Origin of the sequence: Enterobacter sp. CPE_E890 (assembly GCF_046521475.1) — a bacterium.
GTDB lineage: Bacteria > Pseudomonadota > Gammaproteobacteria > Enterobacterales > Enterobacteriaceae > Enterobacter > Enterobacter adelaidei.
On record NZ_JBKFZW010000001.1, the window covers coordinates 1,387,494 to 1,410,391 of the forward strand.

At 54.9% G+C, this 22,898-nt stretch carries 20 protein-coding genes; 10 read left to right on the plus strand and 10 right to left on the minus strand.

The window, feature by feature from the left end; all coding sequences use genetic code 11:
* Position 1 precedes the first annotated feature (1 nt).
* From potE to kdpF, 9 genes are all read right to left on the minus strand, one after another.
* Entirely contained in the window at positions 2-1,315 is a 1,314-nt protein-coding gene (potE, locus tag ACLHV9_RS06890; protein WP_014831099.1) for a putrescine-ornithine antiporter, read from the minus strand.
* Positions 1,312-3,510, minus strand: coding sequence for an ornithine decarboxylase SpeF (gene speF, locus ACLHV9_RS06895; protein ID WP_114980067.1), 2,199 nt, complete (start codon positions 3,508-3,510; stop codon positions 1,312-1,314). The genes potE and speF overlap by 4 nt, the downstream gene beginning before the upstream one ends.
* Positions 3,511-3,764: 254 nt before the next feature.
* Complete coding sequence (speFL, locus tag ACLHV9_RS06900) at positions 3,765-3,869, minus strand: leader peptide SpeFL (RefSeq protein ID WP_003858645.1); 105 nt, start codon at positions 3,867-3,869, stop codon at positions 3,765-3,767.
* Positions 3,870-4,148: 279 nt separating this feature from the next.
* A complete protein-coding gene (gene kdpE / locus ACLHV9_RS06905; RefSeq protein ID WP_049005345.1) occupies positions 4,149-4,826 on the minus strand; it encodes a two-component system response regulator KdpE in 678 nt (225 codons plus the stop codon).
* Entirely contained in the window at positions 4,823-7,510 is a 2,688-nt protein-coding gene (kdpD, locus tag ACLHV9_RS06910; protein WP_049005344.1) for a two-component system sensor histidine kinase KdpD, read from the minus strand. Before kdpD ends, kdpE begins: the two co-directional genes overlap by 4 nt.
* A complete protein-coding gene (gene kdpC, locus ACLHV9_RS06915; protein WP_108090589.1) occupies positions 7,511-8,086 on the minus strand; it encodes a potassium-transporting ATPase subunit KdpC in 576 nt (191 codons plus the stop codon).
* A gap of 12 nt (positions 8,087-8,098) precedes the next feature.
* Positions 8,099-10,147, minus strand: coding sequence for a potassium-transporting ATPase subunit KdpB (gene kdpB / locus ACLHV9_RS06920; protein WP_028019447.1), 2,049 nt, complete (start codon positions 10,145-10,147; stop codon positions 8,099-8,101).
* An 18-nt stretch (positions 10,148-10,165) separates the two neighbouring features.
* Positions 10,166-11,845 (minus strand): potassium-transporting ATPase subunit KdpA, encoded by a 1,680-nt coding sequence (kdpA, locus tag ACLHV9_RS06925; protein WP_407220313.1) that lies wholly within the window; start codon positions 11,843-11,845, stop codon positions 10,166-10,168.
* A complete protein-coding gene (gene kdpF, locus ACLHV9_RS06930) occupies positions 11,845-11,934 on the minus strand; it encodes a K(+)-transporting ATPase subunit F (RefSeq protein WP_014069365.1) in 90 nt (29 codons plus the stop codon). The genes kdpA and kdpF overlap by 1 nt, the downstream gene beginning before the upstream one ends.
* Before the next feature lie 309 nt (positions 11,935-12,243).
* On the opposite strand from kdpF, the gene ACLHV9_RS06935 reads away from it, so the two are divergent.
* The 7 genes from ACLHV9_RS06935 to nei all read left to right on the plus strand — a co-directional run bounded on the left by ACLHV9_RS06935 (position 12,244) and on the right by nei (position 18,355).
* A complete protein-coding gene (locus ACLHV9_RS06935; protein ID WP_028019445.1) occupies positions 12,244-12,450 on the plus strand; it encodes a YbfA family protein in 207 nt (68 codons plus the stop codon).
* 604 nt (positions 12,451-13,054) lie between these two features.
* Positions 13,055-14,467: a deoxyribodipyrimidine photo-lyase gene (gene phrB, locus ACLHV9_RS06940; protein WP_134707317.1), complete on the plus strand. Its 1,413-nt coding sequence runs from the start codon at positions 13,055-13,057 to the stop codon at positions 14,465-14,467.
* Between the two features lie 10 nt (positions 14,468-14,477).
* A complete protein-coding gene (locus ACLHV9_RS06945; RefSeq protein ID WP_407221168.1) occupies positions 14,478-15,221 on the plus strand; it encodes a type 2 GTP cyclohydrolase I in 744 nt (247 codons plus the stop codon).
* 14 nt (positions 15,222-15,235) lie between these two features.
* On the plus strand, positions 15,236-15,892 hold the full coding sequence (pxpB, locus tag ACLHV9_RS06950) for a 5-oxoprolinase subunit PxpB (RefSeq protein WP_407220314.1): 657 nt from the start codon (positions 15,236-15,238) through the stop codon (positions 15,890-15,892).
* Complete coding sequence (gene pxpC / locus ACLHV9_RS06955; RefSeq protein ID WP_108090586.1) at positions 15,886-16,818, plus strand: 5-oxoprolinase subunit PxpC; 933 nt, start codon at positions 15,886-15,888, stop codon at positions 16,816-16,818. The genes pxpB and pxpC overlap by 7 nt, the downstream gene beginning before the upstream one ends.
* Positions 16,805-17,545: a 5-oxoprolinase subunit PxpA gene (gene pxpA, locus ACLHV9_RS06960; RefSeq protein WP_028019440.1), complete on the plus strand. Its 741-nt coding sequence runs from the start codon at positions 16,805-16,807 to the stop codon at positions 17,543-17,545. The genes pxpC and pxpA overlap by 14 nt, the downstream gene beginning before the upstream one ends.
* A gap of 18 nt (positions 17,546-17,563) precedes the next feature.
* The gene (gene nei, locus ACLHV9_RS06965) at positions 17,564-18,355 is read left to right on the plus strand and encodes an endonuclease VIII (RefSeq protein WP_028019439.1); all 792 of its coding nucleotides are present in this window, start codon (positions 17,564-17,566) and stop codon (positions 18,353-18,355) included.
* Positions 18,356-18,453: 98 nt separating this feature from the next.
* Here the strand turns inward: nei and ACLHV9_RS06970 are convergent, their stop codons facing one another.
* Positions 18,454-19,737 (minus strand): citrate synthase, encoded by a 1,284-nt coding sequence (locus tag ACLHV9_RS06970; RefSeq protein ID WP_028019438.1) that lies wholly within the window; start codon positions 19,735-19,737, stop codon positions 18,454-18,456.
* A 639-nt stretch (positions 19,738-20,376) separates the two neighbouring features.
* Here ACLHV9_RS06970 and sdhC point away from each other — a divergent pair.
* The 3 genes from sdhC to sdhA are packed head-to-tail and all read left to right on the plus strand — an operon-like array spanning position 20,377 to position 22,888.
* Positions 20,377-20,781 carry a succinate dehydrogenase cytochrome b556 subunit gene (sdhC, locus tag ACLHV9_RS06975; protein WP_407221169.1) on the plus strand — a complete coding sequence of 135 codons (405 nt, stop codon included), beginning with the start codon at positions 20,377-20,379 and terminating at the stop codon, positions 20,779-20,781.
* Positions 20,775-21,122 (plus strand): succinate dehydrogenase membrane anchor subunit, encoded by a 348-nt coding sequence (gene sdhD / locus ACLHV9_RS06980; RefSeq protein WP_008501088.1) that lies wholly within the window; start codon positions 20,775-20,777, stop codon positions 21,120-21,122. Before sdhC ends, sdhD begins: the two co-directional genes overlap by 7 nt.
* Positions 21,122-22,888, plus strand: a complete 1,767-nt coding sequence (gene sdhA, locus ACLHV9_RS06985) for a succinate dehydrogenase flavoprotein subunit (protein ID WP_028019437.1) — start codon at positions 21,122-21,124, stop codon at positions 22,886-22,888. The genes sdhD and sdhA overlap by 1 nt, the downstream gene beginning before the upstream one ends.
* The last annotated feature ends 10 nt before the right edge of the window (positions 22,889-22,898 follow it).

Genomic DNA, 22,898 nt, shown 5'->3' on the forward strand with positions numbered 1-22,898 from the left:
TTTAGCTGTGCTTATTCTTTAACTCGAACCGTGGTGACACCAGACCGTACAGCGTCCAGCCCATAAAGGTGACCATTGCGCCGTAAAGCATCGCTTCCTGGCCGGATGAGTAGAGCGCATAGAAGCTGTAGATTGCCCCAATCAGCGCCACGATATTGGCCGCCCGCGCTTTGCGTGGATCCACCTTCGCCACCTTCTGAATAATCACCAGCGCCGCCATCGACAGAATATACGGAATGATGTTCGTCACGACCGCCAGGTTAACCAGCACGTTGAACTGGCTGTTCAGCGACGGGCTAATGGTCATCAGCGATAATCCACTCTGGAAGATGACAATCGCCAGCATGCCCTGCACCGGTGCATCCGCTTTGGTGACGCGGGAGAAGATTTTCGGGAAGTACCCTTCGTCAGCCGAGGATTTAAAGACCTGAGCGATGGTGAACTGCCAGCCGAGGAGTGAACCGCAGCAGGACATCACCATCAGGCCCATGATCACTTTCCCGACTTCTGGCGTGAACATCTGCGCAAAGGCCAGACCAAACGGCGCCGTAGAGTTAGCCAGATCCATGTTTGGCACAATCCCGGCAATCACGTTAGTCGAGACGATATAGATCACCGCCGCGCCCAGCGTTCCGCCGAGGACTGCAATCGGCACGTTCTTCTCAGGGTTCTCAACCACTTCCGCATTCGCGCAGGCAGATTCCAGACCGAGGAAGGCCCAAAGTGTCATGGCAATGGAAGAACCCACTGCGGTAAAGAACGGTACATGGTGAGGGTTCCAGGAGTTCGCGTACAAGGTCGGGCTGAACCAGAACCAGCCGATGATGCACAGGCCAACAACCGGGATAATCACGCCCCAGACGGTGATGCTGCTGAGCTGTCCGGTGATACGCGCGCCGCCAAAGTTAGCCACGGTGCAGATCCACAGCACACCGATGGTCGCCAGCCCAATTTGTACCGGGCTCAGCGTGGCACCAAACAGCTCCGTACCGTAACCCACGGCGGAAATGGCAATCGCCACGTTGGCGATCAGCAATGACACACCATAGGTATAGTTGGCCATAAAGTTGCCTGACTTACCAAAGGCGTATTCTGCATACCCCCCCATCCCGCCTGACTTGCGGCTGAACATCCCGCATTTGGCAAAGGCCCATGCCAGTGCCATTGACCCTACGGCGGTCACCAGCCAGGAGATAATCGAAATGGTTCCCACTTCTGCAAGCTTGGTCGGCAGCATGATGATCCCTGACCCCATCATGTTAACCATGGTAAGGATGGTCAGCTGCACCACGCCCATTTTGTTGGATTTACTCATAATTTCTCTCCTTTCAGCAGTGCAGGCTGAGCGGTGGGTTGTTTGATGACGTTGCAGCGAACCTCTTTGCGCCCTTCACACTCCTCGACATACACGCCCTGCAGTTCCGGTGCGAAGCCAGGCAGAAGGTTGATGCCTTCTTCCAGTGCGGCAAAGTAGCGCAGTACGGAACCGCCCCAGACTTCCCCTGGGACAACACACAACACTCCTGGTGGATAAGGGAGTGCGCCTTCGGCAGCGATGCGACCTTCCGCGTCGCGCAGGGACACCAGTTCAACTTCACCGCGCAGATAGGCGTAGTTCGCATCTTGTGGATTCATCATCACGCGTGGGAAGTGGGATTTGCGGAACATCTCTTTTTGCAGCTGTTTCACGTTGTGACGGGCATACAGGTCATGCATCTCCTGGCAAATCTGGCGCAGGGTGTAATCTGCGTAACGCTCAGGATGTTGTTTGTAAAGAGAAGGCAGGACGTCTTTCAGCGGAACATCGCTCTCGAGCAGTTTTTCGAAGCGCACCAGCTGTGCCACCAGTTGTTGCAGCTTGCCCATATCCTCTGCTGGGGTGAGCAGGAACAGGATCGAGTTGAGGTCGCATTTCTCCGGCACAATGCCGTTTTCACGCAGGAAGTTGGCAAGGATTGTGGCTGGTACCCCGAAATCCTCATACTCGCCGGTACGCGCGTTAATGCCTGGCGTGGTCAGCAGCAGTTTGCACGGGTCGATAAAATATTGATGTTCGGCGTAGCCCTCAAAAGCATGCCAGTTCTCACCGGGAACAAAATGGAAGAAGCGCAGATCGGTAGCGATTTCCGCCGTCTCCCAGCTTTCCCACGGACGACCATCCACCATATCTGGCACGAATGGACGCAGATACTGGCAATTCTGCAGGATCAGCTTACGCGCTTCGATACCGGTGACCACGCAGTCCATCCACATGTTGCGGCCACTCTGGCCTTCATGCATACGGGCGTTAATATCCAGTGCGGCAAACAGCGGATAGAACGGGCTGGTGGAGGCGTGCATCATAAAGGCATTATTCAGACGCTTGTGGGGCACATAGCGTTGTTGACCTTTAATGTGGCTGTCTTTCTTGTGGATCTGCGAGGTTTGCGAGAAGCCAGCCTGTTGTTTATGCACGGACTGGGTCACCAGAATGCCCGGGTCGTTTTCGTTCAGTTCCAGCAGCAGTGGAGAGCAGTCGGCCATCATCGGAATAAACTGCTCGTAACCTACCCAGGCTGAGTCAAACAGGATGTAGTCACACAGAGGGCCAATCTTATCTACCACCTGACGAGCGTTATAAATGGTGCCATCGTAAGTACCTAGCTGGATTACCGCCAGGCGGAACGGACGTGCATCACGCGCTCTGCCTGGTGCGACTTCTGATACCAGCTCGCGCAGATAACTCTCTTCAAAGCAGTGGGCGTCAATACCCCCGATAAAGCCGTACGGGTTACGGGCTGTTTCCAGATAGACCGGTGTTGCACCTGCCTGGAGGAGGGCACCGTGATGGTTCGATTTATGGTTGTTACGGTCAAACAGGACCAGGTCGCCAGGAGTGAGCAGGGCGTTAAGCACTACTTTGTTGGATGATGACGTTCCATTCAGCACGAAGTAGGTCTTATCGGCATTAAAGACTTTCGCCGCATGTTGCTGCGCAATGCACGGTGCACCTTCATGGATCAGCAGATCGCCCATCGCCACGTCGGCGTTGCACAGGTCGGAACGGAAGAGCGTTTCACCAAAGAAATCGACAAACTGATTACCGGCAGGATGGCGGCGGAAGAACTGGCCGCCCTGATGCCCCGGGCAGTCAAAGGCGCTGTTACCCTGTTTCACGTAGTCGACCAGGGCGCGGAAAAACGGCGGTCGCAACTGGGTTTCATACTTCTGGGCCGCCGCTTCCAGTTGACGTCCATAATAGTCGTTGCTGGTGTCTGAGTGTTCGAAAACGCCGTGAATGCGCGATAAATAGTCTGCCGGGATGATCTCTTCTTTGTGTGTTGCGACAAAAACAGGAATGCCAAACCCGGTGGCTTCTATTTCTTCCAGAATGCCGCTGGAAATATCGCTGACCGCCAGAACAATAGCGGCAACATCAATATAATCAGAGGCTCTGACATCCACGAGTTCACGCTGAGTGGTAAAGCAATCAGGGCATGCACGGCTGGCTGCGATTTTTAAATTTTTCATCTTTATCTCTTTATTTTAGGTAATAGAAGTCCCTCGATTCCTTGTAAAAAAGAAATCGATAAATTCCCGGAAAAAAAGCAAAGGGTGACCGCTGATTAAAATCAGTGAGTTGCTTTTTGATGATTGAAATTCAGTCTGCCCGGTTGCAGATGCGTCTGAATTAAGATGAATAAGCGCACGGGTTCACAGGCAATTGCCTGTAAATAAATGAGTTTCAGGATGACCTGTAAGCGGGTGCGCCAGAAGTCGAAGGACTACCGGGCATTAAAGAGATGAAAGTCAAAGCAGTTTCGGTGGGCAAACATCATGATATGTGTTGTCCGCCTTATATGGGGCATTAAACGATTGTTGTTTTCCATGTTTCATTTTCCTTTCAGTAATTGAAAGCATGGTCATTTTATCCATGAAAGGGCTATGAACTGTGAAGAAGATCACCATTAACCGATCAAATCAGAAATAAATATTCGTTTTTGATGAATATCGCAGATCAAAATGCTGATTTGTTGGTTATGCGTTAATGGGTTGTGTTATTAATGTTTTGAATGGGCAAAAATAAGACGGAAAAATAACCATCGGGTTATTTACAGAATATTTAATAAGTGAGCTTAGTTTTATTTATAAATAAAATGAATAGTTATTCAAAGCATAAACCGATAACCGATACCGGTTTCAGTTAATAAATGACGAGGGCGAGCGGGGTCGACTTCGAGTTTCTGACGAAGGTGTCCCATATATATGCGTAAATAGTGACTATGCTCCACGGCATTTGGCCCCCATACCTGGTTCAGTAGCTGGCGTTGGGTGAGCACCTTCCCGTGGTTATTGAGCAACACGGCAAGCAGTCGAAATTCTATTGGGGTGAGATGGATCTCCTCCTCACCGCGCACAATGCGCCGGGCGGCAAGGTCAACCTGGATATCACCAAACGTGTACGTGGGATCGGCGGGCGTGGTGGCGCTGTGACGACGCAGCGCCACGCGAAGGCGAGCCTGTAGCTCGCCAATGCCGAAAGGTTTAATCAGATAGTCATCCGCTCCGGCGTCCAGCGCCGCGATTTTATCCGTCTCTTCAGTACGTGCTGAAAGCACCAGAATCGGCATCTGGCTCCACTGGCGGACTTCACGGATAAAATCAATACCGTCACCATCCGGCAGACCAAGGTCGAGGATCACCAGGTCCGGCTTGCGTGTGGCGGCTTCAATTAAACCCCGTTGGAGCGTACCCGCATCATGAACGCGCAGGCCATCTCCTTCCAGCGCAGCGCGCAGAAATCGACTAATGGCGATCTCATCTTCAACAATCAGAACGTTGATCACAAATCCTCTGGTAATTCATTAAGTTCCGGCGGGGTTTCTAGAGGAAGTGTAACACAAAAACGCGCGCCTCCATCCGGACGGTTCTCTGCGGAAATGGTCCCGCCATGGACATCAATAATCGCCTGGCAAATGGCCAGACCCAGCCCAACCCCCGGAATGGCCGACTCCTTATTGCCACGCGCGAATTTTTCGAAAATGGCCAGCTCTTGTCCGGCAGGAATACCTGGCCCGGTATCCCAGACTTCAAGGCGAAGCGTCTGATCTTCCACCGTTGCATCGACCCCAATCTGGGCGCTGGATCCTGCATACTTACCGGCATTTTCCAGCAGGTTGATCAGCACCCGTTCAAACAGCGGACCATCAACGTGAATTAAGGTAAGCGGTTCAGGCATGTTCAACGCAATATGGCGCCCGCCAAGGCCTGGCTCCAGCATTTTCAGCGCGCTGCCAACTACCTCTTCGAGCGTGAGCCACTCTTTTTTGAGGTTAAATCCGCCTGACTGAATACGCGCCATATCAAGCAGATTATTCACCAGGCGCGTGGTATTCAGTACATGCTGGCGGATCTCGCTGGCCTGAAGAGCATGTTTAGAGCCTTCTGCCGCCAAATCCAGGGTCAGGATTTCTGACTGACCAAACAGTACGGTGAGTGGGGTCCGCAGATCGTGAGAGAGCGCCGCAAGCAATGAGTTACGAATACTCTCACGCTCGCTTGCCAGACGAGCCTGTTCTTCGCTGGCAGTCAGCGCCAGCCGTTCCAGCGCGCTGGCAACCAGCAGCGTAAAGGTTTCCAGCAGTCGTTGCTGCTCAGGGATCATCAGTTGACGCAGATTTGACGGCTCAACGATAACCAGCCCCTGGTTTTTATCTGCACTTCGCAGAGGCAAAATTTGATAAGGCACGCCGGGCAGGGTGTCTGTCCCCGCGCCCGCCGGTAACCCCTTGTCAAAGCTCCAGCGCGCGATGGCTTCGTCCCAGGGCGTCATGCCTGTGGCCGACGTCAGTGGGCGCAGCTTGCCGTGTTCGTCCGGGAGTAAAATCAGGTTGCTGGCATGAAACGTCGAGCGGATAAACTGCTCGCTGGTCTGCACGATATCCAGCGGCGTGCGACCCACCGCCAGCGATTTCGACATCTCATAGAGATGACGCGTGCGTTGTTCGCGATAACGGGCAATACGCGCCTGATAGCGCACGCCCGCCGTCAGATTACCGATCACCAGCCCGACGGTGAGCATCACGGCGAAGGTGAGTATGTACTGTACGTCCGAAACGGCAAGCGTTCCGCGGGGGGCAATAAAGAACAGATCAAAGCTGATAACGTTGATAACCGTCGCCAGTACCGACGGCCAGCGTCCGTAAAAGAGTGCCACAACCACCACGCCAAGGAGGTAGACCATCACCAGGTTGGCGGCATCAAACGCAATCAGCCACTGGCTGGCAATCACGGTAATCAGGGCGCAAAGCACGACGGCGACAAAGCAACCGCGAAGCTGAATGCGCCATTTATCGCTAAAGGTGCGGCTGTCTGGCGCGCGAGTCGGTAAGGGGGTGGGTTTGTCATCCAGTGCAACGATCACCAGATCCAAATCAGGCGCGCGGCGAGCCAGTTTGTCAGCAAAAGATTCGCGGCTAAACCAGCGACGGTGCTGGCGACGACCAATCACAATCTTCCCCAGGTTATGTTCGCGCGCGTAGCGCAGAATAGCTTTATCTTCCTGAGGATCGGAAAGGGTCGCCGTTTCCGCGCCCAGCTCCTGGGCCAGGCGCAGCGAACTCAGGATTGCCCGGCGTTGGTTTTCTGGTAGCGCGTGTAGCTGCGGCGTTTCGACATACACCGCATGCCAGACGCTGCCAAATTTGGCCGCAAGGCGAGCGGCGGTGCGGACAAGTTTTTCATTGCCGCTGCCGTGACCAATACACAGGAGGATGGCATCCCGCGTATGCCAGACGCGTTCCTGGCCTTGCAGATCACGCCAGGCACGCATCTGATCGTCAACACGGTCAGCGGTTCGGCGTAAAGCCAGTTCGCGCAGGGCAATCAGGTTGCCTTTGCGAAAGAAATGTTCGATGGCGCGCTCGGCCTGGCCGGCGATATAGACTTTGCCTTCGTGCAGGCGCTGGCGCAAATCATCAGGCGGAAGGTCGACCAGCACCACCTCGTCCGCGGAATCGAAGAAGGGGTCAGGCACCGTCTCGCGCACCTGAATGCCGGTCACGCCGCTCACCACGTCGTTCAGACTTTCGAGATGCTGAACGTTAACCGTCGTGAAAACGTCAATACCGGCTTCAAGTAACTCTTCGACATCCTGCCAGCGTTTCGGATGGCGTGAGCCTGGCGCATTGCTGTGCGCCAGTTCGTCCATCAGGATCAGAGCGGGGCGGCGGGCGAGGGCGGCATCGAGATCGAATTCGGTGACTAACCGACCACGATGGCTGATGCGTCGGGGCGGCTGCGTGGCCAGCCCCTTCAGCAGCGACGCCGTCTCTTTACGTCCGTGGGTTTCTACCACGCCGATCAGTATATCGAGCCCCTGCGCCCGAAGCCGCTGGGCTTCTGTCAGCATGGCGAAGGTTTTCCCGACGCCCGCGCAGGCGCCGAAGAAGATTTTCAATTTGCCACGATGGGCTTCAGCCGTCTGTTCTAGCAGCCTGTCCGGATCCGGGCGCATGGGCTCGTCGGTCATTTAGTTTTTCCTTAGCGCGTCCAGCGCCAGATTCAGCTCAACAATATTTACCACAGGCATGCCGATGAAGCTGACCAGCGGCTTTTGCGTGTGCTCTGCAACCAGCTGGCTGACCTGCTCGACGGTCAACTGACGGGCGGCGGCGACGCGCGGGATCTGCCATGCCACTGCTGCTGGCGTCAGGCTGTAGTCCAGCCCGCTGGCAGAGGCCGTCACCAGTTCCACGGGAACCTCGCGGCTGGCCTGAGGATTGGCGCTGCGCAGGGCTGCCACGCGTTCAGCGACGGCTTTGTCCAGCTCTGGGTTGCTGCCTGCCAGGTTGCTGCCACCGGAAGCCATCGGATTATACGGGCTTTCGGCAGTGGCGGAAGGGCGTCCCTGGAAGTAACGGGCATCCGTAAAGTTCTGTCCAATCAGGCGCGAACCGCGGTTTTCACCGTTTTGCATAATCAGCGAGCCATTGGCCTGATCCTTAAACCACCACTGGCCCAGCGCGGTGGTCACCAGCGGATACAGCCCGCCAGTAATAAGAGACAGCAGAATAAACAGAAGTATAGCGGGGCGTAACATCGTCATTTGAATCACCTTTTAAACCAGGCCGAACAGCGTCAACAGCAGGTCGATAACCTTGATACCGATGAAGGGCACCACCAGTCCGCCCAGGCCGTAAATCCACAGGTTGCGGCGCAGCATGGCGGCCGCAGTGAGTGGTTTATAGCTCACGCCTTTCAGCGCCAGCGGGATCAGGAAGACAATAATCAGGGCGTTAAAGATCACTGCGCTCAGAATGGCCGAGGCCGGAGAGTGCAGGTGCATCACGTTCAGCGCATTCAGTTGTGGATAGGTCGCAGCAAACGCGGCCGGAATAATGGCGAAATACTTTGCCACGTCATTGGCGATACTGAACGTGGTTAGCGAACCGCGCGTCATCAGCATCTGTTTGCCGATGTGCACCACTTCAATCAGCTTGGTCGGGTTAGAGTCGAGATCGACCATGTTGCCCGCCTCTTTGGCTGCCTGGGTACCGGAGTTCATCGCCACTGCCACGTCGGCCTGCGCCAGGGCAGGGGCATCGTTGGTACCGTCCCCGGTCATCGCCACCAGACGACCTTCCGCCTGATACTGGCGGATCAACGCCAGTTTGGCTTCCGGTGTAGCTTCGGAAAGAAAATCATCGACGCCCGCTTCGGCGGCAATCGCCGCGGCAGTAAGACGGTTGTCCCCGGTGATCATCACCGTTTTGATCCCCATTTTACGCAACTGGGCAAAACGTTCTTTGATGCCGCCTTTGACGATGTCCTTCAGGGCAATCACCCCCAGAACATGAGCCCCCTCAGCCACCACCAGCGGTGTGGCACCCTGACGGGCAACGCTCTCAACCAGGTTGTCTACTTCCGGTGGGAAATGACCGTTGTTGGCTTCAATGTGGCGACGAATCGCATCAACGGAACCTTTACGGATCATGCGATCCTGAATGTTAATCCCACTCATGCGGGTTTGCGCCGTAAAGGGCACGAAAGTGGCATGCAGGCTCTGAACGTCGCGCTGGCGCAGGTTAAAGCGCTGCTTAGCAAGAATCACAATACTGCGGCCTTCCGGCGTTTCATCGGCAAGAGAAGAGAGTTGCGCGGCATCTGCCAGCGTTTTTTCATCCACGCCTGGAGCGGGTAAGAAATCTGACGCCTGGCGGTTGCCGAGGGTGATGGTCCCGGTTTTATCCAGCAGCAACACATCCACGTCGCCGGCGGCTTCAACGGCACGTCCACTGGTAGCGATGACGTTGGCACCGAGCATACGGCTCATCCCGGCCACGCCGATAGCCGACAACAGGCCGCCAATCGTGGTTGGGATCAAGCAGACCAGCAACGCCACCAGAACGGTAATGGTCACCGCAGTGCCACCGTAGGCGGAGAATGGCCACAGCGTCGCGGTTGCCAGCAGGAAGACGATCGTCAAGGCCACGAGCAGAATGGTCAGTGCGATTTCGTTAGGTGTTTTACGACGCTGCGCGCCTTCCACCATGGCGATCATCCGGTCGAGGAACGTTTCCCCCGGGTTAACGCTACACTGGATCACCAGCCAGTCGGAGAGAATGCGCGTCCCGCCCGTCACGGAGGCGAAATCGCCGCCGGACTCACGGATCACCGGCGCGGATTCACCGGTGATGGCGCTTTCATCCACCGATGCGCCGCCTTCAATCACTTCACCATCACAAGGGATAATGTCGCCGGCTTCCACCAGTACCACATCGCCCTTACGCAGTTCATCCGCCGGAACGTGATCCATCTGCGCACCGTATTTCGGTTCACGCAACTTGCGCGCGAAGGCAGTCTTTTTTACCCCTTTCAGGCTGTTGGCCTGGGCTTTACTCCGGCCTTCTGCCAGTGCTTCTGCAAAGTTGGCAAACAGCACGGTAAACCACAGCCACAGGCTGATGGCGCCGGTAAACATCGTATTTCCCGGCATGTGGCCCGTTCCCATGGCAATCGCCAGGGCGGTGGTCAGAACACTGCCCGCCCAGACAATAAACATCACCGGGTTGTGCCACTGGACGCGCGGACTCAACTTTTTCACCGCATCCATAAGCGCCTGGCGAACTAATGACGGTTCGAGCAGGGCCAGTTGTTTACGACTCATGACAATTTCTCCGCAAAATCAGCGTAAAGAGAGGAATTCCGCGACCGGGCCTAACGCGAGGGCGGGGATAAAGGTCAGGGCGCCGACCAGCAACACGGTGCCTGTCAACAGGCCGATAAACAGCGCGCCGTGGGTCGGTAATGTGCCAGTGGTGGTCGGTTGAATTTTTTTACTCACCAGCGATCCGGCAATGGCCATGACCGGCACAATGACGCCAAAGCGACCAAAGAACATGCAGAACGCCAGCAGGCAGTTCCAGAAAGGCGAGTTGGCGCTTAAGCCGGCAAAGGCGCTACCGTTGTTGTTAGCCGCAGACGAGACGGCATACAGCACTTCACTGAAGCCATGGATACCCGGGTTAAAGATGCCGCTGCGTCCGGCTTCGGTCATCAGCGCCAGCGCGGTGCCGAGCAGCACGAGGGCAGGGGTGACCAGAATCGCCAGCGCGGTTAATTTCATCTCGCGAACGTCGATTTTTTTACCGAGGTATTCCGGGGTGCGGCCAATCATCAGACCGGCAATAAACACCGCCAGCAGCACAAACAGCAGCATGCCGTAAAGACCTGAGCCCACGCCACCAAACACCACTTCGCCAATCTGCATCAGCCACATTGGGATCATGCCACCCAGTGCCGTAAAGGAGTCATGCATAGCATTTACCGCCCCGCAGGATGCCGCCGTGGTGACGACGGCATACAGGCTGCTGGCGAGAATGCCAAAGCGGCTCTCTTTACCTTCCATGTTGATCGCGCTATCAGCACCCAGTGAGAGGAAATGCGGATTACCCTGCCATTCTGCCCACATGACCAGCGCAACGCAGACCACGAAGATCAGCGACATAGTCCACAGCAGTGTGCGTCCCTGACGGCGATCGTTGACCACGTCGCCAAAGGCAAAGCAGAGTGCGGCAGGGATCAGGAAGATCGCCAGCATCTGCACGTAATTGGTCAAGGCGGTTGGGTTTTCAAACGGATGAGACGAGTTGGCGTTAAAGAAGCCGCCGCCGTTCGTTCCGAGCATCTTGATGGCTTCCTGTGATGCCACCGGACCCATCGGCAGGAGCTGTTTTGCACCTTCCAGCGAGGTATAAGATGCATAAGGCAGCAGGTTTTGCAGGGTGCCTTGCTGAATAAAGAACAGCGCGATCAGCAGCGCAATGGGCAGCAGGATCCACAGCGTGATGCGCGTCAGATCCACCCAGGCATTTCCCAGCGTACTGATTTTTTGGCGTGCAAAAGCACGCGTCAGCGCGAAGATAACGGCGATACCAGTGGCGGCCGAGAGGAAGTTCTGCACGGTTAAACCGACCATCTGGCTGAAGTAGCTGAGCGTGGTTTCACCGGAATAGGACTGCCAGTTGGTGTTGGTGACAAAGCTGACTGCCGTGTTCAACGCAAGGTGCCAGGACATACCCGGTAACTGCTGCGGATTGAGCGGCAGAATACCCTGCAACATCAGCATGGCAAAAAGCGCAATAAGGCCAACGATATTCAGCAGCAGAATGGCTGTCAGATATTGACGCCAGTTCATTTCCTGATCACGTACTCCCAGTACACGCCAGATCCCTTTTTCAACGCTTCCCGTGCCCGGCAAAGGTACGTTGTTGATCAGCCGTGCCAGTCCTGTTCCCAGTGGCCTTGCCAGAACGAACAATACCACTAAGAAGCTGGCAATAAGCAAAAACGCCTGAGCAGCCATCAGAATGCCTCCGCATTAATCAGGGCATAGACCAGATAACCCAATAACAGGAACACCAGCACGATGCCGGCAATAAGACCTGCACTCACAATCCACCTCCGGGTGACTTTTGTTGTTGTGTTAACGGTAGGATTTCTGGCGCAAAGATTTCGCAAAAATGGGGAGGGCGGGTGTAAAAAAAGTATAAAAATGACAAAGCCCACAATTTAACTATTGATAAGTAAACTGTTAACTTTTTTGTAACTTAATTACGGCGCGAGTGTAAATTTTCACTAAACGGACAAAAATAAGTGGTCGGATGAGTAGTAAAATTACAAACAAAGCGATATTATTTTAGCCAGGTCACAGATTTTGAATTTTCCGGATGACGTTTCCGGCCAACTATAGGGGAGAAAAATATGGATCTTTATAAAGAGTTTCCGGCTCATATCGTTTTCATGCGTCGCACTTTCGCCGTAGTGGCTGGTGTGCTGGCGCTGCCGGTGATGCTGTTCTGGAAAGATCGTGCACGTTTTTACAGCTATCTGCACCGCGTCTGGGCGAAAACCAGCGAGAAGCCGGTGTGGATGGACCAGGCCGAGAAAGCGACCTGCGATTTCTACTAATACTAAGACTACACGCAGCAATAAAAAAACCGCCAACAGTAATGTGGCGGTTTTTTTGTCCCTCAGGATTCGCGGTCCGTTGGGTGGTTTTCAAGCTCTCACACAGAGGTTTCCAAGCATACTTCTGCAAGTCTAATATTCAAATGCTTAGATCATAAATATATTCTTAAAAACCATTTTAATGGATTACGCTTCGTTCGTGTGGAGATTACTATGCAGCGTCCCTTTCCGCCATCTCGCAAATGGGCACCGGTCACGGGAGAGGTATTTCCACAACCGTGAGTCAGGCTCCACACAGAGCTTGTGTCCACCGACTTATCACCGGTGGTGAACGGTGGAGCGGTTAGCTGCAGGGACCGCATAATGAAACACTATATATGCATCGCGTTCATTGTCGCCAGCGTACTCGTTGTAAAAAGTGATGAACCGGATGCGTTTGTTGCTTTAACCACGATAGCGCAGGACAAGTAGCGTTAAGGCCGCCCCGGGCGGCCTTTTTTATTTCATCGCGTCTACACTTCATGGCAAAGTACATAAAAGCCTGCACCATTTTCTCTTTGGTGGCATGGCCTTACGGACATAATGGATATTTGCCTGGAGTTTTATGCCCACCCATCTGGTTTGGTTTCGCGCGGACCTGCGCGTACATGACAACATCGCACTCGCGGCGGCCTGTCGCGCCAAAGACGCTAACGTACTGGCTCTGTTTATTGCCACGCCCGAGCAGTGGCGGCAGCATGATATGGCTCCCCGCCAGGCGGCCTTGCTCCGTGCCTGGCTGAACGATCTGCAGCACTCGCTGGCCGAAAAAGGCATTCCCCTGATTTATAGAGAGGTGAGTGACTTTGCCGCACAGCTTCAGACGGTACAGGAGATCTGTCAGCAGAACGAAGTCACACATCTTTTTTATAACTATCAGTACGAACTGAACGAACGTCAGCGAGATCGCCAGCTGGAGTCAATCCTGAAGGATGTTCAGTGCCAGGGATTTGATGACAGCGTGATGCTGGCACCGGGCAGCGTCATGACCGGTGGTCATGAAATGTATAAAGTGTTTACGCCCTTTAAAAATGCCTTTATTAAACGTCTTAAAGAGGCACTGCCGGAGTGCGTGGTCGCTCCTGCAGTCCGGGGCGACGTGATAGCGGATCTGCCTGAGCTGACATTTAACTATCCCCAGCAGGCATTCAATGCACTTCTGTTCCCCGAAAACGAGAAATCTGCTATCGCGAAACTGCGCCAGTTTTGCAAACAGGGCGCGGGCGAATATGACACGCGCAGGGATTTTCCCGCTATTGAAGGAACCAGCCGTTTATCGGCCTGTTTAGCGCTGGGTGTCCTTTCTCCGCGCCAGTGTTTGCACCGCCTTCTGGCCGAACAACCTCAGGCGCTGGACGGAGGAGCGGGCTCAGTCTGGCTTAACGAACTTATCTGGCGCGAATTCTATCGCCATTTGATGACGTATCACCCTGATTTATGTAAGCATCGGCCATTCATTCCCTGGACCGATAACGTAAAATGGCAGCATAGCGAGACGCTTTTACAGGCCTGGCAGAAGGGAGAAACGGGCTACCCAATTGTTGATGCCGCGATGCGCCAACTGAATGAAACCGGGTGGATGCACAACCGTCTGCGGATGATCGCCGCCAGCTTCCTGGTGAAAGATCTGCTTATCGACTGGCGTATCGGGGAGCGCTATTTTATCTCTCAGTTGATCGATGGCGATCTGGCGGCAAATAACGGTGGCTGGCAGTGGGCGGCCTCTACCGGCACCGATGCGGCTCCCTATTTCCGGATTTTTAATCCAACCACCCAGGGGCAAAAATTTGACGCTGAAGGTGCGTTTATTCGCGCCTGGGTACCTGAACTGAAGGATGTTCCCGCCAAAGCGATTCACGAACCGTGGGTCTGGGCGGATAAACAGCGCGTCACGCTGGATTATCCTCGTCCGATTGTTGACCATAAACAGGCGCGCGTCGCCACGCTGGCGGCGTACGAAGCCGCCCGTAAAGCTTAAGAGAATCATGATGAAAAATAGCGAACTGGAAAGCCTGATTAACGAAAAACTGAACAGTGCCTCCTTCAGCGATTATGGCCCGAATGGGCTTCAGGTTGAAGGACGTGAAACGGTACAGAAAATTATCACCGGTGTGACGGCAAGCCAGGCGCTGCTGGATGAAGCTGTCCGTCAGGACGCAGACGCGGTGATTGTCCATCACGGTTATTTCTGGAAAAACGAATCGCCGATTATTCGCGGAATGAAGCGCAACCGCCTGAAAACGCTGCTGGCAAATGACATCAACCTGTACGGCTATCACCTGCCACTGGATGCGCACCCGGAACTGGGAAACAACGTCCAGCTCGCACAGCTTCTGGGAATTACCGTTATGGGTGAGATTGAACCTCTGGTGCCGTGGGGCGAACTGGCGATGCCGGTTCCGGGTCTGGAGCTGGCCTCCTGGATTGAAGTGCGTCTGGGGCGTCGCCCATTGTGGTGTGGTGATACCGGACCGGACCTGGTTAAACGTGTTGCCTGGTGTACCGGTGGCGGACAGGGCTTTATCGACAGCGCTGCCCGCTTCGGCGTCGATGCGTTCATCACCGGCGAAGTTTCAGAGCAGACGGTTCACTCTGCTCGTGAGCAGGGTCTGCACTTTTACGCGGCAGGCCACCATGCCACTGAGCGCGGTGGCATTCGTGCCCTCAGTGAATGGTTGACGGAAAATACCGAGCTGGATGTTACCTTTATTGATATCCCCAACCCGGCCTGATGAGAGGTGATTAAGTGCAGCGAGCGCGTTGTTATCTTCTGGGGGAAACCGCAGTCGTACTGGAGCTTGAACCCCCGATCACGCTAGCCACACAAAAGCGTATCTGGCGGCTGACGCAGCGTCTGGCCGAGATCCCTGAAGTGGTGGAAACCATTCCAGGTATGAATAACATCACCGTGGTACTGCGTAATCCGCACACGCTGGCCCTCGATGCCATCGAACGTTTGCAGCGCTGGTGGGAAGAGAGTGAGGCGCTGGAGCCTGACTCCAGAACGATGGAGATCCCGGTCGTTTATGGTGGTGCGCAGGGGCCCGATCTCTCTGTGGTGGCTGAACACTGCGGCTTAACGGAAAAGCAGGTCGTTGAGCTGCACGCCTCCGTTGATTACGTTGTCTGGTTTTTAGGATTTCAACCGGGCTTTCCGTATCTGGGAGGACTCTCTTCAAGGCTGTATACGCCGCGTCGCGCCGAGCCTCGCCTGAGTGTGCCAGCAGGTACTGTGGCGATTGGCGGTGAGCAGACCGGCATTTATCCACTGGCATCACCGGGTGGCTGGCAGCTTATTGGACACACGTCCACGCCGTTATTTGAACCCGGGCAGGAATCGCCGGTTCTCTTGCGTCCAGGCGATACCCTTCGCTTTATCCCGCAGAAGGAGGGGGTATGTTAACGCTTATTCGCGCCGGGCTTTACACCTCCGTTCAGGATGCAGGCCGCTTTGGTTTGCGCCAGTCTGGCGTCAGCTATTGTGGTGCGCTGGACAGGCCTGCACTGGAGATTGCTAACGTGCTGGTGGGCAACCCCGGCAATACGGCTGCGCTTGAAATTACGCTCGGTCAATGTGTCATTGAGTTTGCTCAGGAGACATGGTTTGCCTTAACCGGAGCGGGGTGTGACGCTACGCTGGATGGCAAAGCCGTCTGGACGGGCTGGAGACTGCGGGCGAAAGCCGGGCAGCGTTTGACGCTTAAACGACCTCTGCACGGCGTCCGGAGCTATCTTGCGGTCGCGGGCGGCATTGATGTACCGGAGGTCATGGGGTCTTCCAGTACCGATCAAAAAGCGGGTATCGGTGGGCACGAAGGACGTTTGTTGCGCGACGGAGATCGTCTTGCGATTAAACCTTCAGCCCGCCATTTCTCTACGACGCTGGGCGTAAAACAGCTGTTGTGGGGAAATCAAATCCGCGCGTTGCCCGGACCGGAATATCAGGAGTTTGATGAGGTTTCTCAGGAGTCTTTCTGGCGTTCACCGTGGAAAATAAGTCCGCAAAGTAACCGCATGGGCTATCGTCTTCAGGGGCAACCGCTGACCCGTACCACCGACCGGGAATTGCTTTCCCACGGTTTATTGCCCGGTGTCATTCAGGTACCGGGTAACGGTCAACCCATCGTACTGATGAACGATGCGCAAACGACGGGGGGATACCCGCGAATTGCCTGCATTATTGAAGCCGATCGCTACCATCTGGCACAAATCCCTCTCGGGCAGCCGATTCATTTTGTGCAATGTTCGCTGGAGGAAGCGCTGAAAGCGCGTCAGGATCAGCAGCGTTATCTGGAACAACTGGCGTGGAGGCTTGATGGCAAAGATTGATTTAAACGCCGATCTGGGCGAGGGCGGGAGTGCCGACGCGGAGCTGATGACACTGGTCTCTTCGGTCAATATCGCCTGCGGCTTTCATGCGGGCGATGCGCAAACCATGCTCGCAAGCGTGCGTCGAGCCATCAAAAATGGCGTGGCGATTGGCGCTCACCCGAGCTTCCCTGACCGGGAGAACTTTGGTCGCACCGCGATGAGCCTGCCACCTGAGACGGTCTACGCTCAGGTGCTCTACCAGATTGGCGCGCTGGAGGCGATGGTTCGCGCCGAGAAGGGCGCGCTGCGCCACGTGAAGCCGCACGGCATGCTCTATAACCAGGCGGCACAAGATCCGGCTCTGGCAGATGCAATTGCCCGTGCGGTAAGAGACTGCAATTCACAGCTGATCCTGGTGGGTCTGGCAGGCAGCGAGCTTATTCGCGCCGGCGAGCGTCTGGGGTTAACCACGCGGCAGGAGGTCTTTGCCGACCGGGGTTATCAACCCGACGGCAGTCTTGTACCGCGTACGCAAGCCGGTGCGCTGATAACGGACGAAGGTAAAGCGTTGGCCCAGACGCTGGAGATGGTGCGCGCCGGGCGGGTCACCGCCGTGGATGGCACATCGGCGCACGTTCAGGCTGATACGGTATGTTTACATGGTGATGGCGAGCATGCGCTCCAGTTCGCGCGCCGCTTGCGGGCAGCGTTCTCTGAGGAGGGCATCCTTGTCAGCGCAGACTAATCATGAAAGGACAGAAAAATGCCAGAAGGCCCGGAGATCCGCCGCGCGGCGGATAGCCTCGAGGCGGCGATAAAGGGCAAACCCCTGACGGAGGTCTGGTTTGCTTTTCCTCAACTGAAACCGTTTGAATCACAGCTGGTGGGGCAGACGGTAACCCATATTGAAACGCGCGGCAAAGCGTTGCTCACGCATTTTTCCCATAACCTGACGTTATATAGCCATAACCAGCTTTACGGCGTCTGGCGAGTGGTGGAGGCGGGTGAACAGCCGCAGACTACCCGCGTGCTGCGCGTCAGGTTGCAAACTGCCGATAAGGCGATCCTGCTCTATAGCGCCTCTGATATCGAAATGTTAACGCCGGAGCAACTGCTCGCACACCCGTTTCTACTGCGAGTAGGACCGGACGTACTGGATATGCGTCTGACGGCGAGCGATGTGAAGGCCCGACTGTTATCGCCCAAATTCCGCAACCGGCAGTTTTCCGGCCTGTTCCTTGACCAGGCGTTTCTGGCCGGGCTTGGCAACTACCTGCGGGTGGAAATCCTCTGGGAAGTCGGGCTGGCGCCGCAGCATAAAGCCTCTCAGCTGAGCGATGAACGGCTGGAGGCGCTGTCCCACGCGCTGCTGGACATCCCGCGGCTGTCGTACAACACGCGCGGCGTGGTGGATGACAATAAGCATCACGGGGCGTTGTTCCGGTTCAAGGTGTTTCACCGGGCGGGGAAAAAGTGCGAGCGGTGCGGCGGGATTATCGACAGGATGATGCTTTCTTCAAGACCTTTTTACTGGTGCCCGCACTGCCAGAAATAAAAGTAAAACGGTAACCCAGGGGTTACCGTTTTTAAGGTTTTCACCCTCTCCACAGGGAGAGGGCCGAGGTGAGGGCATCAGGCCACACCCAACGTCTTTTAGCGCTTCAGATCAGACTTAAAATCACGCTGCTCGTAGCCGGTATACAGCTGACGAGGACGGGCGATTTTCATGCCTTCGCTGTGCATTTCGTTCCAGTGCGCAATCCAGCCTACGGTACGTGCCATAGCGAAGATCACGGTGAACATGGAAGACGGAATGCCCATCGCTTTCAGAATAATGCCAGAGTAGAAATCGACGTTCGGGTAGAGTTTCTTCTCGATGAAGTACGGGTCGTTCAGCGCGATGTGTTCCAGCTCCATCGCCACTTCCAGCAGATCATCTTTGGTGCCCAGCTCTTTCAGCACTTCGTGGCAGGTCTCACGCATCACGGTGGCGCGTGGGTCGTAGTTTTTGTAAACACGGTGACCAAAGCCCATCAGGCGGAAGGAGTCATTCTTGTCTTTCGCGCGACGCACGAATTCAGGAATGTGTTCAACAGAGCTGATTTCTTCCAGCATCTTCAGTGCCGCTTCGTTCGCGCCGCCGTGCGCCGGTCCCCACAGGGAGGCAATGCCCGCAGCGATACAGGCGAACGGGTTCGCGCCTGAAGAGCCTGCGGTACGTACGGTGGAGGTAGAGGCGTTCTGTTCGTGGTCAGCGTGCAGGATCAGAATACGGTCCATTGCGCGTTCCAGAACCGGGTTCACTTCGTACTCTTCGCACGGCGTGGAGAACATCATGCGCAGGAAGTTGCCGGCGTAGGAGAGGTCGTTACGTGGATACACAAACGGCTGACCGATGGAGTATTTGTAGCACATCGCTGCCATGGTTGGCATTTTGGACAGCAGACGGAACGCCGCGATATCACGGTGGCGTGGGTTATTCACGTCCAGAGAATCGTGGTAAAACGCCGCCAGCGCACCGGTAATCCCGCACATCACCGCCATCGGGTGAGAGTCACGACGGAAAGCATGGAACAGACGAGTAATCTGCTCATGGATCATGGTGTGACGGGTCACGGTGGTTTTGAATTCATCGTATTGTGCCTGCGTCGGTTTTTCGCCGTTCAGCAGGATGTAGCACACTTCCAGGTAGTTGGATTCAGTGGCTAATTGATCGATGGGGAAGCCGCGATGGAGCAGGATACCTTCGTCACCGTCAATGTAGGTGATTTTGGATTCGCAAGATGCGGTAGAGGTAAATCCAGGGTCAAAGGTGAAAACTCCTTTAGAACCCAGCGTACGGATATCAATAACATCCTGACCGAGCGTGCCTTTTAGCACATCCAGTTCAATAGCAGTGTCACCATTTAGGGTGAGCGTTGCCTTCGTATCAGCCATTTACGGTCTCCTTAGCGCCTTATGCTTAAGACTGCGCTTTACCGGATTTGCTTTCAGCTGTTAATCACCGTTACCAGATTGTTATTTGGCTTACCGCTCAGCTCACGAGGACAAACCAGGGTACAGAGCTATGGCGCCTTGCAGGTAAACGAATGAAATATCAGTGAAACAACAGCAAATCAGCGTTTTTGCAGTCCGAATTATTCAAACCTGTATATCACTAATAACTGTCCTGATAACTTCGGTCAATACCATCACACTGTTACATAACTATTTGTCAGGTGAAAGAGAGACCTCATAACTTTTGCGCATTATATGCCTTTTCTGCTGACGTTTGTAACAATATTGTTTAACATTTGTCAAATCAGATGATTAAAATTTAAAAAGATGTTGTTATCGTGACCCTGATCACTGTTCCAGAGAAAACCCGACAAACTGTATGTAGGTTAATTGTAATGATTTTGTGAACGGCCTATACTGCCGCCAGGTCTCCGGAACACCCTGCAATCCCGAGCCACCCAGCGTTGTAACGTGTCGTTTAAGCATCTGGAAGCAATGTTTTGCATGACGCGCAGTTATAGAAAAGGAACGCTGCTTGACCCGCATCGCAGTCCGGAGGAAGGAAACAATAAGAACAGCATGTGGGCGTTATTCATGATAAGAAATGTGAAAAAACAAAGACCTGTCAATCTGGATCTCAAAACGATCCGGTTCCCTGTAACAGCAATAGCGTCCATTTTGCACCGCATTTCTGGTGTGATTACGTTTGTGGCGGTCGGTATTCTGCTGTGGTTACTGGGCACCAGCCTCTCTTCTCCTGAAGGATTCCTCCAGGCCTCTGCCATCATGAACAGCTTCTTCGTGAAATTTATCATGTGGGGCATTCTGACCGCGCTGGCGTACCACGTTGTGGTGGGTGTTCGCCATATGCTGATGGACTTTGGCTACCTGGAAGAAACCTTCGAAGCCGGGAAACGCTCCGCTAACATTTCATTTGTGATTACAGTCGTGCTTTCACTTCTCGCAGGAGTTCTCGTATGGTAAGCAACGCCTCCGCATTAGGACGCAACGGCGTACATGACTTCATTCTGGTCCGTGCTACCGCTATCGTTCTCACCCTTTACATTATCTATATGATCGGTTTCTTCGCGACCAGCGGCACGCTGACGTGGGAAATCTGGAGTGGGTTCTTCGGATCTGCCTTCACCAAAGTGTTCACCCTGCTGGCGCTGTTCTCCATCCTTATTCATGCCTGGATTGGCATGTGGCAGGTGTTGACCGATTACGTTAAACCACTGGCTATTCGCCTTCCTCTGCAGCTGGCAATCGTCGTTGCTCTGGTGGTTTACGTTATTTATGGATTCGTTGTGGTGTGGGGTGTGTAATGAAACTGCCAGTCAGAGAATTTGATGCTGTCGTGATTGGTGCGGGTGGCGCAGGTATGCGTGCCGCACTGCAAATTTCCCAGAGCGGCCAGACCTGTGCGCTGCTCTCAAAAGTATTCCCAACCCGTTCCCACACTGTGTCTGCGCAGGGCGGTATCACCGTTGCGCTGGGTAACTCCCATGAAGATAACTGGGAATGGCACATGTACGACACGGTAAAAGGTTCCGACTACATCGGCGACCAGGATGCCATAGAATATATGTGTAAGACTGGCCCGGAAGCGATTCTGGAGCTGGACCATATGGGTCTGCCGTTCTCCCGTCTGGAAAATGGCACCATCTATCAGCGTCCGTTTGGCGGCCAGTCGAAAAACTTCGGCGGCGAGCAGGCGGCACGTACTGCGGCGGCGGCTGACCGTACCGGTCACGCGCTGCTGCACACCCTGTACCAGCAGAACCTGAAAAACCACACCACCATCTTCTCCGAGTGGTACGCGCTGGATCTGGTGAAAAACGCCGATGGCGCAATTGTGGGTTGTACCGCGCTGTGCATCGAAACCGGTGAAGTGGTCTACTTCAAAGCACGTGCAACCGTGCTGGCAACCGGCGGTGCAGGCCGTATCTATCAGTCCACCACTAACGCCCACATCAACACCGGTGACGGCGTCGGTATGGCTATCCGCGCGGGCGTGCCGGTGCAGGATATGGAGATGTGGCAGTTCCACCCAACCGGTATCGCTGGTGCGGGCGTTCTGGTAACAGAAGGCTGCCGCGGTGAAGGTGGTTATCTGCTGAATAAACACGGCGAGCGCTTCATGGAGCGTTATGCCCCGAATGCGAAAGACCTGGCGGGTCGTGACGTGGTGGCGCGCTCCATCATGATCGAAATCCGTGAAGGCCGCGGCTGTGACGGCCCATGGGGTCCACACGCCAAGCTGAAACTCGACCATCTGGGTAAAGAAGTACTGGAGTCCCGTCTGCCAGGCATCCTGGAACTGTCCCGTACCTTCGCTCACGTTGACCCTGTAAAAGAGCCAATTCCGGTAATCCCAACCTGCCACTATATGATGGGCGGTATTCCGACCAAAGTGACCGGTCAGGCGCTGACCGTGAACGAGCAGGGCGAAGACGTGGTCATCCCTGGCCTGTTCGCGGTAGGCGAAATCGCCTGCGTATCCGTACACGGTGCCAACCGTCTGGGCGGCAACTCCCTGCTGGACCTGGTGGTGTTTGGTCGTGCGGTGGGTCTGCATCTGCAGGAATCCATTGCCGAGCAGGGCGACCTGCGTGACGCGACCGATGACGAAATTGATGCCTCTCTTGAGCGCCTCAACCGCTGGAACGGCAACCGTAACGGCGAAGATCCGGTGGAAATCCGTAAAGCGCTTCAGGAATGTATGCAGCACAACTTCTCGGTATTCCGTGAAGGTGACGCGATGGCCAAAGGTCTTGAGCAGCTGAAAGCGATCCGCGAGCGTCTGAAAAATGCCCGTCTGGACGACACTTCCAGCGAGTTCAACACCCAGCGCGTTGAGTGCCTGGAGTTGGATAACCTGATGGAAACTGCATTTGCCACCGCGATGTCGGCAAACTTCCGTACCGAAAGCCGTGGCGCGCATAGCCGCTTCGACTTCCCGGAGCGTGACGATGAAAACTGGCTGTGCCATTCCCTGTATCTGCCAGAGTCGGAAACCATGACGCGCCGTCAGGTGAACATGGAACCGAAACTGCGTCCGGCGTTCCCGCCGAAGATTCGTACTTACTAATGCGGAGACA

Bases quoted from the DNA above. Each gene is read 5' to 3' on its own strand.
- kdpB (WP_028019447.1), bottom strand. From the start codon at position 10,147: ATGAGTCGTAAACAACTGGCCCTGCTCGAACCGTCATTAGTTCGCCAG.
- sdhC (WP_407221169.1), top strand. From the start codon at position 20,377: ATGTGGGCGTTATTCATGATAAGAAATGTGAAAAAACAAAGACCTGTC.
- pxpA (WP_028019440.1), top strand. From the start codon at position 16,805: ATGGCAAAGATTGATTTAAACGCCGATCTGGGCGAGGGCGGGAGTGCC.
- sdhD (WP_008501088.1), top strand. From the start codon at position 20,775: ATGGTAAGCAACGCCTCCGCATTAGGACGCAACGGCGTACATGACTTC.
- speF (WP_114980067.1), bottom strand. From the start codon at position 3,510: ATGAAAAATTTAAAAATCGCAGCCAGCCGTGCATGCCCTGATTGCTTT.
- ACLHV9_RS06935 (WP_028019445.1), top strand. From the start codon at position 12,244: ATGGATCTTTATAAAGAGTTTCCGGCTCATATCGTTTTCATGCGTCGC.
- potE (WP_014831099.1), bottom strand. From the start codon at position 1,315: ATGAGTAAATCCAACAAAATGGGCGTGGTGCAGCTGACCATCCTTACC.
- speFL (WP_003858645.1), bottom strand. From the start codon at position 3,869: ATGGAAAACAACAATCGTTTAATGCCCCATATAAGGCGGACAACACAT.
- nei (WP_028019439.1), top strand. From the start codon at position 17,564: ATGCCAGAAGGCCCGGAGATCCGCCGCGCGGCGGATAGCCTCGAGGCG.
- ACLHV9_RS06945 (WP_407221168.1), top strand. From the start codon at position 14,478: ATGAAAAATAGCGAACTGGAAAGCCTGATTAACGAAAAACTGAACAGT.
- kdpD (WP_049005344.1), bottom strand. From the start codon at position 7,510: ATGACCGACGAGCCCATGCGCCCGGATCCGGACAGGCTGCTAGAACAG.
- phrB (WP_134707317.1), top strand. From the start codon at position 13,055: ATGCCCACCCATCTGGTTTGGTTTCGCGCGGACCTGCGCGTACATGAC.
- kdpA (WP_407220313.1), bottom strand. From the start codon at position 11,845: ATGGCTGCTCAGGCGTTTTTGCTTATTGCCAGCTTCTTAGTGGTATTG.
- kdpC (WP_108090589.1), bottom strand. From the start codon at position 8,086: ATGACGATGTTACGCCCCGCTATACTTCTGTTTATTCTGCTGTCTCTT.
- ACLHV9_RS06970 (WP_028019438.1), bottom strand. From the start codon at position 19,737: ATGGCTGATACGAAGGCAACGCTCACCCTAAATGGTGACACTGCTATT.
- sdhA (WP_028019437.1), top strand. From the start codon at position 21,122: ATGAAACTGCCAGTCAGAGAATTTGATGCTGTCGTGATTGGTGCGGGT.
- pxpC (WP_108090586.1), top strand. From the start codon at position 15,886: ATGTTAACGCTTATTCGCGCCGGGCTTTACACCTCCGTTCAGGATGCA.